The following is a 14,542-nucleotide window of genomic DNA, read 5'->3' as shown; positions in this document are numbered from 1 at the left end:
CTTCACGCGCCCCCTTTCTGGACGAGTTCATCCAAGAGCTTCTCCGTAAACAGGTTGCCGCGACCCAGCTGACCGGTAGGATCGAGCTGGAGTTTGAGACGCGCCGACTCGACCATGGCCTCGTGGCCGTACATCGTCTCCAAGAAGCCCGCCTTGATCTTGCCGACGCCGTGTTCGGCAGAAACGGCACCGCCCATGGCCGTGACCTCGGAAGCCCACTGGGCAAAGAGCTCTCCACCACGACGGTAGTCTTGCGCATCGCGCGGCAGGATGTTCACATGCAGATGGTTGTTCCCGATGTGTCCCCAGGCAGCAGACTCAAGCCCGCTTTCGGCCAGCGTGCGGCGATAGAGGGCAACGACATCGGCAAGGCGTGCATTGGGCACCGACATATCCGATCCCAGCTTGGTAATGGTGGGGTCGGTGCGGCGACGCTCGTCAATGAGCATGTTGACGCTCTCGGGCACCGCGTGGCGGAAGAACCGCTGGCACTCGCGATCGACTTCGGTGCGGGCGACCCATGTCGCATCGTCGCGGCCGCCCGCAAGCTCCAGCACCCATCCCAGGTGGTACAGCTCCTCGGTCGCCTGCGCCTCGTCATCGCAGTCGAGCTCCACGTAGACACAGACCTTTGCCTCGTCGTCGAGCGCCGGCAGCGAGGCAAACGCTGTCGACTGCTCGCGCTGGCGACGCAGGATATCCAGGGCGCCAGCATCGAAATACTCGATAGCGGCGGCATGGGACAGCACGGGACGCACGGAATCGGTAAAGAACACGGCCTTGTCTTCGCTATCGAAAAAGCAACTCACACCCCATACGACCGAAGGTGCCGCCTGCAGGGCGATCTCGAGCTCGGTAATGACGCCGAGCGTGCCGCACGCACCGATAAAAAGATCGATGGCGTCCATATCGTCCGCAACAAAATATCCCGAGGCATTTTTGGTCTTGGGCATGGTGTAGTCAGGAAGATCAAGCTCGAATGCATGACCCTCTGCCGTCACGAGCGACAGGTGGCGGCCCTGGGCAAAAGCCTCGCCGCGCTGAAGCTCAAGCAAATCGCCATCAGCCAGCGCGACGTGGAGTCCCGTGATATGCGGGCGCATGGGACCGTAAGCGTAGCTGCGGGCGCCGGAGGCGTTGCATGCCGCCATGCCGCCCAGACAGGCAGATGCCTCGGTGGGATCGGTGGGAAAGAACTGCTCGGGGGACTCTTGGAACTCCTCGTAGGCCTCAAGCGATGCCTGGTCCCAACCAGCGGTCGGCAGTACCTTCTTGCTCAGCTGCTTACGCAGCTCCGAGAGCACAACGCCCGGCTCCACGCGCAGCAGAAATTGGCCTTGTTCATCGCGGCGAAGGCCCAAGTAGCGATTCATACGGGAAGTATTGAGGATATGTCCACCGTGGGGCACGGCACCGGCGGCAAGGCCAGTTCGGGCGCCCTGAACCGTTACCGGAACACGCTCGGCATGGAGCGTTTCCAAAATGGCACGGACCTCGTCTTCCGTTGTCGGAAACGAGATGCTCGATGCTTCGCCCGATGCACGAGATTCATCGCGGCCATACTCTTCGAACTCATCGGTGAAGGGTTTGATGGTTGCAGACACGCGAACTCCCCCTTTAGCTAACTACAGTGTTTGCAGGGAGATGTTACCGCATCGTTTCGTCGACGTGTTCGAGACCGTCTCCATAATTGGCGATTTTTACGTTCGTGCAATTCGGCGAACGGCAAGGCTTCCTCGGCAGACGATGCTTTTGACACATATCGCCCCGCCGTCGCCGATCGCGTAAATGTCGCTCGAAAAAAGTTGGAGTATTTTTTACTGACTTTTACCTGCGGAGATGTCAATCCGTCAAGCATTTGGTCAGAAATTGGTCAAGTAGCGGCTGATACGGTCGGCGTCGACAGCCAAAACCGATAGAAGTTTTGGTCCCAGAAGCAGGGAGGTTCCCATGGCATATTACTGGCCCCAGTACGGCGTCGCCATCGAGGTCGACGACGATCCCTATCTCCTGCCTTTCGACGAAGAGGCGTTCCCCGATACGGCGGTCTACCACGTCACCACCGATGTTATCTGCGACCCCGAGTCGTTCTCGGCGCTCGCCCACCACATCGCGCGTATCCACGACATCGAGCTCCCTCACGACTTTGACGAGCTCATCTACTCGCGCCGCCTGATGCTTCACATGCTCTTTGGAGCGGACCCGTCCACGTTCGCACGTGTCTACACCACCAAGGACGCCGCATGAGTGCGAAGAAGCCGCCCCGCCTCGCAGGACTGGGGCGTCGCAAGAAACTCGTCGTTGTCTGCCTGGCTATCGTCTGCGCCCTCATCGCCGTAGGGTTATACGCCTGGCAGTCGCAGCCCGTGCCCGAAGCGGGCGCCTCAGTCACGACGGCAGAGGGCAAATCGCGACAAGAAATCCAAGATGAGCTCGATGCCATCGTCCGCGACAACATGATGACGATTTCGGTCGCCCCGGTCGCTCAGCTACAGGAGGACGGCAAGCTGCGCGTCAACGTGCAAAACGTCCAAGACAATAAATTTCCCCAGCGATTCCGCGTCATCCAAAACGACGAGACCATGTACGAATCCGGTGTGGTCGAGACCGGCAAGACAATCGAGACGTGCCCCGCCGGCGACATCAAAGAAGGCGAGGCATACATCGAGATCCAGGCACTCGATGCCAAGACCCTCGACAGCCACGGCAATCCGACACGTGTCAAGGTACGGGTTGAGCAAGCCGAGAACTAGCTTTTTCGGCCGACGCGGCACCGCACGCAATTCACCAGCATTCGTCCAATCATCGCGGGGACGGCCCGCGGCGAATAGAAAGGAACGACCATGGACATCACCAGGAACATGAACGGAGCCAGAGCGCTCGTCGTGGGCGCAGGGCTCGCGCTCGCGCTCGCAATGGGCGCCACCCCGACGCCAGCTATGGCAGCCGGGCGCGCTGGAACAACGAAAGTAATGGTCAGGACCGAGATCGACAACGTTGAGTTCAAAGTTCCGACGGTTATTCCCTTCGTCGCCAAGGCCGACGGCACGCTTCAGGGCCCCTCAGAAGACGCGACCACCATCGACAATCATTCGGCCTACGGCATCCATGTCACCAACATGAAGATCGACGCCATGAACACCTGGACCATTGCCGCCGACGCCAAGGCCGGAACCGCGCAGAACTCCATCGACTTTAAGGTCGGCCCCGACGGCGCACTCCAGAACGCCAGCGCCGCAATGCAGGGGACGGGCCTCGATCTTTCCAAGAATGCAGCCTTCGACATGGGCTACCAGGGCATTGCCGGCGGCACGGACAAAATTAAGCTCAAGACAAGCGGAAACGTCGCCCGCGTCACGCGCGACATCTTCCACGTAACCGGCGAAGGCGATCAGGTTGCAACGATCACCTGGACGGTCGAGCCCGGTGCGCACACGGCATAAGGCCGTCGCCCTGGCCGCCGCCGTCAGTATCCTAGCGTTTGCGCCAGCCATGGCCTTTGCCCAGCAAGAACAGGCGCAGGCCGCCACGCAAGTGACGGTCGACCTCTCGGAGCTCGACCGCGGCAACCGCGAGGAACCGTTGGCGCAGACAGACGACAGACGATGGCTCTTGGCAGCAGGCGCCACGGCAGCAGGCGCGGGAACCGCCGGCCTCGGTCTGCACATCAAACGCAGCCAGAAACGAAACACGGACAGGCCGCACTAAATTAGCTAAGGAGACCCCATGGCATCGAAGAACCTTTTGCCCGTCGTCGCACTCTGCGGCGCGCTCGCAACCGGAACGCCTGTCGCCGCTTGGGCGACTCCCGTCATGGCGGATTCCTTACCAGCAGCCCTAAGCTCCGCACCAAATCCATCGAGCACCATTGCGTGCAAGCGTTTTTCGATCGCACAGGCCGCAATCTCAACCTCGGGATGCCTTCGTCGTAATACGGACGGCTCGATAGTCGTGGATATCAATCGTTCGAACAAGGCAAACGGCTCCCAGGCGGGGTGCGCTGTCTGCACATGGCGCTCGGTTGTGCTCGATGCAGATGGCAATCCATGCAATTTAGAGCTGCGCATCGACATCGCTTCGGTCGATGACTCGGCGAACGGAGCGAAGGTCGCCTTCGACGGTGCGTTTTTCGAGAAAGGAGGCGGTATATGTCTGGGCTGCGCCGCCGCGAATGCAGACGACACGCAGCCCACCCTCTCATTCACGGCATCGTTGCGGCTGACCAAAGCCGACACCGATGCCATCGCGGCGGGAGAAGCATCCCTGCTGTTCTACGCCGTCAGCACCAAAGACACAGACGCTCATTTCGAGAAGTCAGCCGGATCACTCAGCCTTACACGAGGGACAGAGGCAGGCCCTATTGAAATCGATGCCCACGCGCAAAGCAGGCAACGCATTCTTGCCGACCCGGCGCTTCTCGAAATGGAGTGGAACGGATTCGGAGCCATCGGAATTCTCCCCTCCGCGCTTGACGCCAAGACGCTCCCCTCAAACGACGAACCCATCAACGCAGCCATACAAGAAGAGAGCACGGACAAAGAAGCAGGTGCGGGCGACACGCCGTCGCCGACAAACAGCGTCCCAGCTTCTTTCGAAGCACCGAATGAGCCCGCTACCGGTCCAAACGATCCCGAGCTCGCGGACAGTCTGGGGCTTGTTGATCCTCAGGAGATCGATGAAGGTAACTGCTGCGTGCTTGCCGCCCTCGACCACACAGAGGTCATCGATGCTGCAAACATCGAAGTTGCCGCCGCCAATCAGCCCGTCCGCAAGTCGGCCATCATCGCATTTCCCGAATCCATCGAAGTCGTCTTTTTGCCATCGGGCGAGGTCGTGGCCCCAACACTGCTCACCTTGTTGGGCGCCAAGAATACTCGAAACGAAATTAAAAAGATCACGGTTGTCGACCCTGCAACCACCGCTAAACTGCGTCTATACGCCGTTGCCCCAGACGGAGGCAAGACCTTGGAATTCGATGGCGACACACTTCTAGCCTGGCGACGTCTGGACATTATGCAAGACGTCTCGTATCAGATCGAACTCGAAGGGTTTGATCGTGCCCGCGATGCCAATATCATCGCCGCGGCTATTGAATCCCCACAGCGGCTTATGACACTGCGCTTTGACTACTATCCCTATGTCCCGACAACCACCTGAGGCTTAAATGCTGCGCATCATTCCTAATACCACTTATATAACGTATTAGATGAGTCGCGATGTGCCTCGCATTTCGTTCTGCTACGATTGCCACGTTGGCATCAATACAGGAGGGCTCATGCCGGGCTTGGGAACAATCATCAACGTTGCGCTTTTAGTTGCGGGCGGTCTTTTAGGATTAGCGGGCGGCCGCTTCATTACACCGCGCATCCAAGACACGCTCATGAAAGCATCGGGGCTGTGCGTCCTGTTTATCGGCCTGGGCGGCACCATGCAAAAGATGCTCATCATCGATGGAAAGGCGCTAGCGACCACCGGTACCACCATGCTCATCGTCTCATTTGCGCTCGGTTCGCTCATCGGCGAGGCCATCAACTTGGAGGCCGCCATCGAGAACCTTGGCGAATGGCTCAAGCGCAAGACTGGCAGTGAGGGCGATAACGAGTTCACCAACGCTTTTGTCTCGACTTCACTCACCGTGTGCATCGGCGCCATGGCCATTGTGGGATCGATCCAGGACGGCCTGCTCGGCGACTGGTCAACGCTTGCCCTCAAGGGCGCACTGGACTGCATCATCGTCTGCACCATGACGGCCTCGCTTGGCCGCGGCTGTATCTTCTCCGCCCTGCCCGTCGCCGTGTTCCAGGGGACGATCACGTTGTTTGCCGGTGCGCTCTCCCCCATCATGACCACAGCTGCCCTCAACAGCCTTTCGCTCGTAGGCTCCATGCTCATCTTCTGCGTCGGCGTCAACCTCATCCGTCCTCAGACCTTCCGCACGGCCAATATGCTTCCCTCCGTCGTCATCGCCGTCATCTACGCCCTCCTGTTCTAAATCTATCAACGCAGCGGTATCTCGAACATCTGTTTGATGCTGTGCTATGATATGAGGTCACCGTAGCTGCGTTCGAGAGGAGGAGCGGTGGCCGACCAGGACATCAAGATGCTCATCGAGCGCATTATGGCCGAGGCCCGGACCCATCAGTCCGCCCGCTTCTCAAACGAAATCTACGCAGACGAGCCGATTCTCAAAACCGGCCGACAGATGCAGAATTTCCTCCCCGACCAGTACCGTAAAATGCGCGAGATATCGCGCTGGCAGGATGACCCCAAGGGCGGTGCGGGCCGCTGGCTTTCGGAAGCCGAGCTTTTTTACCGCCAGGGCCTGCTGATGGCCGACTTTGAGGACGACTGTCCCTACAACGGCACCTTTAAGTCGTACTTTCCCACCTACAACGCCATGAGCGACCGGCAGCTGCGCGGCTACTTTACCTGGCGTGCCCAAGTGCGCCGCGGAACCGTCGAGGAAACGTCTACGTCCTTTGCCTTTCTGTATCTCTATGAGCTGATTTGCGGCATTGGCGTAGATAATCCACTCGATGGTTTTAACAAGATCAAGGCTTTTTGGGATGTCTATCGCGCCTTCGAGCCCGGCATCGACCGGTTTGCGCGCGTGTGGCTGCAAGATTACGCCGTGTTCCACGGGCTCGACCCCAAGCTGCTTCGCGACTCTAAAACCGTCATGTTCGATAACGCCCTTATCGAACTGCGGCGCGCGGCACGAGACCTTGTACCGGCACCGGCACCGTCCGGCCAGACCCCTAAGCGTCGCAAAACCTCCGAGCCCACGCTCCCCCTTCCGCCCGATGAAGTGCGCGAGGAGCGACTCATGGCCGCCATCAACGCCCTCTCCACGTACAACCTAAGTAACTCGCGGCTCGACCGCAGCCACCACCGCGATCTGCGCCACGTGGCATGCGCCGTGTATGTCCGCATGGCGCGCTACTATGGCACGCATCGAAAGACCGGCATCGTGGCAAGTTTATTTGGGGAGGAGACGGCCATGCCCTACACCATGTTTGCCTCGGCCGTATTCTTTGCGCCCGAGCGCCACGAGGATTGCGAATACCGTCTGGACCCCATCCATATCTACCGTTGCCAAAACGGTTTTTGGGAATGCATGCGGATTCACGGCAGCAGACAAAAGAGCAGCAAACTTGGCGAGATGATGCGCGCCTGCGACCAACGCCTGCGCCTGGCGCTGGACCCCGCCCATCCCCTTAAGGAAGAAAAGGTCCCCAAATATCTGGCCAAGATTATCGATGACGAGATTGTGGCATGGCTTTCGTGGGACGCCGCACACCAGCCCGTCAAGATCGATATCGATTTGAGCCAGCTGGGGCACATTCGGAGCGCTGCCGCACAAACGCGCGAAGCGCTTTTGATCGACGAGGAACGCGAGGACGGCGCGTCCGCAGAAGCCGAGGCAGCGGACTCAGGGCAACCGGAAGCCGAGCCCGTAGCCGACGCGACGGTCGAGGCGGTCGCAGGGCAGGACGAGTCCGACGAGCCGACCATATCCACCGAACAGTTTGGTGTTGTGGCACCGCTTCTCGCGCCGACGCCCGCGTTCGCAGCGGCTGCGCCCGCTGACGCCACGAACGAACTCGCGCCCGCCGCAGACGCCTATCTCCGCGCGCTGCTCGAGCACAACGCAGTACAGGCGGAATCGGCGGTAGTGCAATCGGGGCAGAGCGAGGACATGCTCGTCGATACCATCAACGAGGCGCTCTTTGACCTGGTGGGCGACACCGTAATTGAATTTAGCGCGGCAGGGCCGCAGATTATCGAGGACTACGAAGCAGACGTGAGAGGATACCTAGACCATGAGTGATACCGCATCCGCAGCACCCCGCGTGCCCAAGCGCGTCGCTGCCGTCATTCTCAACTCGCTCAAGGGCGGCGTGGTCCCGCGCATCGGTCTTCCTTACATCACCGTAGGGCGCGAGGTCGAGATCCGCGCCCTGCTCACCGATCTGAGTCTCATCGCCGACGGTGGCGCGAGCTTCCGCTTTCTGGTCGGTCGCTACGGCGCCGGCAAGAGCTTTTTGCTCCAGACTATCCGCACGCACGCCATGGGCGAGGGATTCGTCGTCGCTGATGCCGACCTGTCGCCCGAGCGCCGCCTGCAGGGCGGTCAGGGGCAGGGCCTTGCCACCTACCGCGAGCTCATCCGTAATATATCGACCAAGACGCGCCCCGAGGGCGGTGCGCTCAACCTGATCCTGGATCGCTGGGTCGCCTCGTGTGCCGACGTCGACGAGTCGGTCGTCAATGCCCAACTGGCCCCGCTCGAGGAGATGGTCCACGGCTTCGACTTCACCCGCATGCTCCGCCGCTATCGCATGGCCGCATCCGGGGGCGACGAAGAGGCCATGAGCCGCGTGACCAAATGGATTCGCGGCGAATACCGCACCAAGAGCGAGGCACGCGCCGAGCTGGGCTCCTCGACCATCATCAGCGATGACGACTGGTACGACTACGTCAAACTCATCGCGCGCTTTTTGGTCTGCAGCGGCTACAAGGGCATGCTGGTGCTCATCGACGAACTCGTGAATCTGTATAAGATTCCCAACGCCATCACGCGCCAATACAACTACGAGAAGATCCTGACCATGTACAACGACACGCTCCAGGGTAAGGCGCAGTACCTGGGCATGATCATGGGCGGCACGCCAACCTCCATCGAAGACCGCCGCCGCGGCGTGTTCTCCTACGAGGCCCTGCGCAGCCGACTCGCTCAGGGCCGCTTTGCGCGCGAAGACCTTAAGGACATGCTCGCGCCCATCATCCGCCTGCAGCCACTCACCTACGAGGAGCTACTGGTGCTCATCGAAAAACTCATGCAGATCCATGCCGGCTACTTTGGCTGGACGCCCACGCTTGCCGAAAACGACTTGGTGGACTTTCTCAAGATTGAGTTCGGCCGCGTGGGAGCCGATACGCACTTGACGCCGCGTGAGGTTATCCGTGACTTTATCGAGCTGCTCGATATCCTGTGTCAGAACCCCGATGCAAATGTGGCCGAGCTGCTGCAAAGCGTCGGCGGCGACGCGCTGGCGCCGGCAGCAGCAACAGGCGACACCGACACCGCAAGCGGCGACCGTAACTTCGCCGAGTTCACCATCTAACCTACCAAAAAGGGACAGGTTTATTTTGGCAGGTTTTATCTGGGCAAACGTTGAAGCAGTAATGCAGCAAGCCGTTGCCAGCCGCGTTGAGAGATTCGTTGTTGAAAGGAGGCCCCGTGAACGCCTTTGACCGCTACGCCCCGTTTATCCAAGACTTCATCTACTCCCACGATTGGGAGAGCTTGCGCTCTATCCAGGTTGCGGCGGCAGATGCCATCTTCAACACACAGGACAATGTGCTCCTGACGGCATCCACGGCTTCCGGCAAAACCGAGGCAGCCTTCTTTCCCATCCTGACCGAGTTTTGGGAGAACCCGCCCGCAAGCGTGGGCGCCCTCTACATTGGCCCCCTCAAGGCGCTCATCAACGACCAATTCGTCCGCCTCAACGACCTGTGCGAAGAAGCCGACATCCTCGTCTGGCACTGGCATGGCGACGTCTCGCAGTCGCACAAGGCTAAGCTCATCAAAAAACCGAGCGGCATCTTGCAGATTACGCCCGAATCACTCGAGGCACTCCTGATCCACAAGCACATGGCAATCCCGCGTATGTTCTGCGACCTGCGCTATGTGGTCATCGACGAGGTCCATTCGCTCATGCGCGGCGACCGCGGCGGGCAGACGCTCTGCCTTATCGAGCGTCTTTCGCGCATGGCGGGCGTGCGGCCCCGTCGCATTGGCCTTTCGGCCACCATCGGCGACCCCGAGCGCACGGGCGCCTTTCTCTCGCAGGGAACGGGGCGCGACTGCGTTATCCCCCGCTTTGAGGAACCGCGCCGCGTGTGGCGCATCTCCATGGAGCACTTCTACAACTCGGGCACCCAGGCTCAGCAACGAGGATTCGTAGGCACAGGTCCACAAGAAGCCGAGATGCTTGCTTGCGAGCGTATTGAGACGGCGGCGCCCGCGGCGCTGCCCGCATCCGGACAAGACATGTGCCACAGCGGACAGCTTGCACAGGAAGAACGCCGTCAACGTCGCGAACAGGCGCGGGGCAAGGCCGCTCCCAAAGACCGTCGCACTTCCTCGGCCCCCGAGGGCGAAGTCGACATCCCACGAGCGACCGAGCAGGCGCTTCTCAACCCCACCGACACGGCGCCCGACAACGCCGACCCCGGTATGGGCTATATCTTTGAGCATACGCGCGGCCGCAAGTGCCTGGTCTTTGCCAACTCGCGCGAGGAGGCAGAGGCCGTGTGCTCCATGCTGCGCAGCTACTGCGAGAGCCGGCACGAGCCCGACCGCTTTCTCATCCATCACGGCAATCTTTCGGCATCGCTGCGCGAGACGGCCGAGGAGCTCATGCGCGACGAGGAGCAGACGCAGACAACCGTCACCACCTCTACGTTGGAGCTCGGTATCGATATCGGCCGCCTGGAGCGTGCATTTCAGATCGATGCGCCGTTTACCGTCAGCTCCTTTTTGCAGCGCATGGGGCGCACAGGCCGTCGCGACCTTCCGCCCGAGATGTGGTTTGTCATGCGTGAGGAAGAACCTGAGCCACGCACGATGATGCCCGAAACCATTCCCTGGAAGCTCCTGCAGGGTATAGCGCTCGTACAACTCTATCGCGAGGAAAAGTGGGTCGAGCCGCCCGAGCTCGATCGACTCCCCTACAGTTTGCTCTATCACCAGACTATGTCGACCCTCGCCAGCACCGGCGAGCTCACGCCGGCCGAACTTGCCCAACGCGTGCTCACGCTCAGCTATTTCCACCGTGTCTCGGCAGACGATTACCGCGTGCTGCTACATCACCTCATTAAGATCGACCATATCCAGGTCACCGAAGGTGGCGGGCTCATCGTGGGTCTCGCGGGCGAGCGCATCATCAACAACTTTAAGTTCTACGCCGTGTTTCAAGAAAACGAGGAGTTTACCGTCCGGAGCGAATCGGCCGAGCTGGGCACGATCGTTAATCCGCCCCCGCCCGGTGAGCGCATCGCCATCGCCGGACACTGCTGGATTGTCGAGGAAGTGGACTGGAAGCGCCACACTGTCTTTGCCACGCAGGTCAAGGGCCGGGTGCCGGCCTACTTTGGCGACTGCCCCGGCGACATCAATACACACGTACTCGAGCGCATGCGCAAGGCGCTCAACGAGCACGCGGCATATCCGTACCTCATGGGCAACGCACGGGCACGCCTTGCACAGGCTCGTCATACCGCCGAGATTTCGGGCGCGGGAACTAAACCGCTCATTAACCTGGGCGGCGACACCTGGGTGCTCTTCCCCTGGTTGGGCAGCTACGCCTTTTTGGCGCTCGAGCGCATGCTCAAGATTAAATGTGCCGCGGAGCTGGGCCTTCGCGGACTCGACCCTTCACGCCCGTACTTTATGCAGTTTAAGATGAAGGCAGACGAGGAGACGTTCTTTGAGGTGCTCGCTGCCGAGGCCGAAAAGGACTTCGACCCCATCGAGCTCGTCTACCCCGGCGAGGTGCCTTACTTTGATCGCTACGACGAGTTTGTTCCCGAGGAGCTCGTGCGTAAGGGCTTTGCCGAAGGCGTGCTCGACATAGAGGGCATGAAGCAGCGCGTTCTCGGCTGGCGCGGCCACGCCTAAGACCAGTCTTTTTGGGACGGGGAGACTTACTTGTCGTGAAGGACGGTGCCGAGGAAGTCGGTGTCGAAGGGCACGGCTTCGGCAAAGGCATAGTCGCCGTCGCTGGCGATGAGCAGGAAGTTTTCCTCGCCACCGAACTTCGCATCGCCACATGGGACCACCCAGGCGTGGACGAATACCTCGAGTGCCGTGGCAGCGCAGTCGCGAAGGAACGTCACATCGCTCCCCTCGTTTGCGCTCACGATATTGGCCACGTAGATACCCCCGGGGTTCAGGCTGCCCCGCACCAGGCGCAGCGCCTCAACGGTCGCCAGCTCGCGCACGGGCTCGGCACCGCCAAAGCAATCGCTCACGACCACGTCGTAGCGACGATGGCCCACGCTCGTCACACCCAGATACGAGCGAGCCTCGGCGGTAATCACCCGCAGGCGATCGACCACCGCGTGCTCCAGTTCATCCAGATAGAACCAACGGCGCGCCAAGCGCGTTATCTCTCCGTCATACTCGATGACGTCCACGCGCAAGCCCTCGTGCGACATCAGCGCAAATTTGGGATAGGCAAACCCACCGCCACCTAGCATAAGCATACGGTTGATACCGTGACCATAAGCGTCGCGCATCGCATCCTCGGCCTCAAACACGTCGTCAAACGCGCGATAGTACGCAAAGACGGGCTCCACCCAGCGCTCGCCAACGTAACTCGCGCTTTGGTAGACGCCGCCTTGCACCAATACGCGGACTTCGTCGCCGCCCTCATCGTGCACGCGTTTCACACGCGCCAACCCATTGCGGGTTCGCGTAACCTGCAGACAGGCAGCACGAACAGCGACGGCGGCCGCACCAAGCGCCGCGGCTCCCAGAGCAACGCCGGCAACGACGCCAGCAGAAACACTCGGCTTGTTCATTTAGAGCTCCTTTTGCAGATAGAGTCCATGGTCGTAAAAACCCAAATGGCGATAGTACTCGCGCGTACCAATCGCGCTGATAACGTTGATGCGCGCATAACCCGCATCCCGCGCCATCTGGCACGCACGCTCCACCAGCGACCGCCCCAGTCCATGATGCTGAGCCGCCTGGCCTTGATCTCCCATGCGCGCCGCCATGCCGTACACGTGCACCTCGCGAATCATCGCCTCGTCCGGCGCCGTCGGCAGCTCGTCCGCGTGCGCGGCAACAAACGAACGATCGGGCAGCGACAGGCGCAAAAAGCCGGCGATCTTGCCTTCGGGCGTCACCCACTGCAAAAAGCGCTCGTGCGTCACCGGCGTCTCGTACGCCACGCCCTCGTCAAGGGTCAACTCGCCCAGGTCGGCGCCCGCCGTGCTAATCTCGCGATAGCGGATTTCACGCACCGTCGCACCGTCACCCCGAGCAGCCAGGCGGTTCTCGACGAGCTGACGCAGGTTGGGCTTCTTGTTGCCCACCATGATGTCATCGGAACTAAAGTCGCGAATCATGCGGCTGATGCGGCAGAACGCCGGCGTCACCACGATGTCATCGGCCAGCACATCGAGCAGTTCTTCCTCGGTATAGGGGCGCCACTCGCCGCGCTCGTAGCAGCCCACCAGGCGCGAGCCCTCGATGAGCGCACACGGGTAGACCTTGACCTCGTCGGGCATAAAGGTCCCTTCGGTCATAAAGCGCTCGTAGTCGCGCTTGTCCCCCTCGGGTGTGGCGCCCAGCAAGTTGAGCATAAAATGAGCGTGGATCTTAAAGCCAAATAGGCGCGCGAGCGAAAACGCCCGCTCGATCTGTGTCACCGAAATGCGGCGCTCGTTGATATCGAGCAGGTGCTGGTCAAGGCTTTGGATGCCCATCTGTATCTTGGTGCAGCCCAGGCGGCGGATGAGCGTGAGCGCCTGCGGCGTTACGGCATCGGGGCGCGTCTCGATAACGAGTCCCACCACGCGATGCTTCGCCGTCTCGTTAATGCGCTGCTGACGCTCGAGCTCCTCCATCGTTGCCGTCTGCCACTCGGTGACCTCGCCCCACGGCGTACCGGGGCCGTACAGACGACGCACCGCACGGTTATAGCCGCCCACGGCAGCATCCACACGCCCCTGCTCGTCGGCAACGCCGGCAGCAAGCTCGACCTCGTCTGTCGCAATGCCGGCGGCCCGATAGCGCTCGCGACGCTCTGCTACCACCGGCGGCAGGGCATCGGCGGGAGCGTCATCGAGCAGACGCCCCGCCTCGGCACGGCTGATGCCCGGACGCGCCAACATGGGGTTGGCCGCCACGCCCGCCACCGCATCATCATTGAGCGCACGGAAGAGCTCCGACGTAAACCATGCCTGATACCCTTGCGGATAGTCGCTCCAGGTACCGCCGAGCACGATGAGCTCAATCTTATCAGTCGCATGTCCCATCTGCGAAAGCGCCGTCAAACGGGCGCTCACCTGCAGATACGGGTCGAAGCAGTTTTGCTCCGCACGGGCGCACGCGGGCTCGGCATGCAGATAGCTTTTGGGCATGCGCAGGTCGTTAGGACAAAACAGGCAATCGCCCGAGCACGGCCAGGGCTTGGTGATGACGGTAATGGTCGCCACGCCCGAGGCCGTTCGGCGCGGTTTCATGCGCAGCACCTGCAGCAGCTGACGCTCCAGCTCGGCATCGACATTCCATGCCGCCCAACGAGCCGGCTCCTCACGTTTAACCCGCTGGTAGAACGGCAGCAGTCGGCGCTTGGCCAGGTCTCGTTTGTCGGCACCCTCGCGGCGCGCCTCGGCATGTATCAGTTTGACGAGGGTCTTGTCGTCCACGGCCTCGCCACGACGCAGGACCTCGAGTATGTTCAAGATAATCTGTTCCATGTCCCCATTGTAAAGGCAAAGGCGCCGGAGCCAACCTCAG

Annotated in this window: 12 protein-coding genes; 9 read left to right on the top strand and 3 right to left on the bottom strand. The window is 60.9% G+C overall.

Annotation, left to right across the window (positions count from 1 at the left end; genetic code table 11):
- Window positions 1-2 precede the first annotated feature (2 nt).
- Window positions 3-1,604 carry an FAD-binding oxidoreductase gene (locus CSV91_RS00595; protein ID WP_099431402.1) on the bottom strand — a complete coding sequence of 534 codons (1,602 nt, stop codon included), beginning with the start codon at window positions 1,602-1,604 and terminating at the stop codon, window positions 3-5.
- Window positions 1,605-1,950: 346 nt separating this feature from the next.
- On the opposite strand from CSV91_RS00595, the gene CSV91_RS00590 reads away from it, so the two are divergent.
- From CSV91_RS00590 to CSV91_RS00550, 9 genes are all read left to right on the top strand, one after another.
- A complete protein-coding gene (locus CSV91_RS00590) occupies window positions 1,951-2,247 on the top strand; it encodes a hypothetical protein (protein ID WP_089573322.1) in 297 nt (98 codons plus the stop codon).
- Window positions 2,244-2,753, top strand: coding sequence for a cell division protein FtsQ/DivIB (locus tag CSV91_RS00585; protein ID WP_099431401.1), 510 nt, complete (start codon window positions 2,244-2,246; stop codon window positions 2,751-2,753). Before CSV91_RS00590 ends, CSV91_RS00585 begins: the two co-directional genes overlap by 4 nt.
- Window positions 2,754-2,843: 90 nt before the next feature.
- Window positions 2,844-3,443, top strand: coding sequence for a hypothetical protein (locus tag CSV91_RS00580; RefSeq protein WP_099431400.1), 600 nt, complete (start codon window positions 2,844-2,846; stop codon window positions 3,441-3,443).
- Window positions 3,427-3,708, top strand: coding sequence for a hypothetical protein (locus CSV91_RS00575; RefSeq protein WP_099431399.1), 282 nt, complete (start codon window positions 3,427-3,429; stop codon window positions 3,706-3,708). Before CSV91_RS00580 ends, CSV91_RS00575 begins: the two co-directional genes overlap by 17 nt.
- 18 nt (window positions 3,709-3,726) lie before the next feature.
- Window positions 3,727-5,157, top strand: a complete 1,431-nt coding sequence (locus CSV91_RS00570) for a hypothetical protein (protein WP_099431398.1) — start codon at window positions 3,727-3,729, stop codon at window positions 5,155-5,157.
- A gap of 118 nt (window positions 5,158-5,275) precedes the next feature.
- Window positions 5,276-5,992, top strand: coding sequence for a DUF554 domain-containing protein (locus CSV91_RS00565; RefSeq protein ID WP_172622415.1), 717 nt, complete (start codon window positions 5,276-5,278; stop codon window positions 5,990-5,992).
- An 87-nt stretch (window positions 5,993-6,079) separates the two neighbouring features.
- Window positions 6,080-7,831, top strand: coding sequence for a TerB N-terminal domain-containing protein (locus CSV91_RS00560; protein ID WP_232049518.1), 1,752 nt, complete (start codon window positions 6,080-6,082; stop codon window positions 7,829-7,831).
- Window positions 7,824-9,128 (top strand): ATP-binding protein, encoded by a 1,305-nt coding sequence (locus CSV91_RS00555; RefSeq protein WP_099431397.1) that lies wholly within the window; start codon window positions 7,824-7,826, stop codon window positions 9,126-9,128. The genes CSV91_RS00560 and CSV91_RS00555 overlap by 8 nt, the downstream gene beginning before the upstream one ends.
- 116 nt (window positions 9,129-9,244) lie before the next feature.
- Complete coding sequence (locus tag CSV91_RS00550; protein ID WP_099431396.1) at window positions 9,245-11,689, top strand: DEAD/DEAH box helicase; 2,445 nt, start codon at window positions 9,245-9,247, stop codon at window positions 11,687-11,689.
- Window positions 11,690-11,715: 26 nt separating this feature from the next.
- Here the strand turns inward: CSV91_RS00550 and CSV91_RS00545 are convergent, their stop codons facing one another.
- Both CSV91_RS00545 and CSV91_RS00540 read right to left on the bottom strand, forming a co-directional pair.
- On the bottom strand, window positions 11,716-12,594 hold the full coding sequence (locus CSV91_RS00545; protein ID WP_099431395.1) for a spermidine synthase: 879 nt from the start codon (window positions 12,592-12,594) through the stop codon (window positions 11,716-11,718).
- Window positions 12,595-14,502 (bottom strand): elongator complex protein 3, encoded by a 1,908-nt coding sequence (locus CSV91_RS00540; RefSeq protein WP_099431394.1) that lies wholly within the window; start codon window positions 14,500-14,502, stop codon window positions 12,595-12,597.
- Window positions 14,503-14,542 lie beyond the last annotated feature (40 nt).

Source organism: Collinsella aerofaciens (assembly GCF_002736145.1).
Taxonomy (GTDB): Bacteria; Actinomycetota; Coriobacteriia; order Coriobacteriales; family Coriobacteriaceae; genus Collinsella; species Collinsella aerofaciens_A.
Note: the sequence above shows the minus strand (reverse complement) of the source record. Positions and strands in the feature narration are given on the sequence as shown.

What these genes read in the sequence shown, in the direction of transcription:
- CSV91_RS00590 (WP_089573322.1), top strand. Translation starts at nt 1,951, where the DNA reads ATGGCATATTACTGGCCCCAGTACGGCGTCGCCATCGAGGTCGACGAC.
- CSV91_RS00565 (WP_172622415.1), top strand. Translation starts at nt 5,276, where the DNA reads ATGCCGGGCTTGGGAACAATCATCAACGTTGCGCTTTTAGTTGCGGGC.
- CSV91_RS00580 (WP_099431400.1), top strand. Translation starts at nt 2,844, where the DNA reads ATGGACATCACCAGGAACATGAACGGAGCCAGAGCGCTCGTCGTGGGC.
- CSV91_RS00540 (WP_099431394.1), bottom strand. Translation starts at nt 14,502, where the DNA reads ATGGAACAGATTATCTTGAACATACTCGAGGTCCTGCGTCGTGGCGAG.
- CSV91_RS00545 (WP_099431395.1), bottom strand. Translation starts at nt 12,594, where the DNA reads ATGAACAAGCCGAGTGTTTCTGCTGGCGTCGTTGCCGGCGTTGCTCTG.
- CSV91_RS00555 (WP_099431397.1), top strand. Translation starts at nt 7,824, where the DNA reads ATGAGTGATACCGCATCCGCAGCACCCCGCGTGCCCAAGCGCGTCGCT.
- CSV91_RS00585 (WP_099431401.1), top strand. Translation starts at nt 2,244, where the DNA reads ATGAGTGCGAAGAAGCCGCCCCGCCTCGCAGGACTGGGGCGTCGCAAG.
- CSV91_RS00570 (WP_099431398.1), top strand. Translation starts at nt 3,727, where the DNA reads ATGGCATCGAAGAACCTTTTGCCCGTCGTCGCACTCTGCGGCGCGCTC.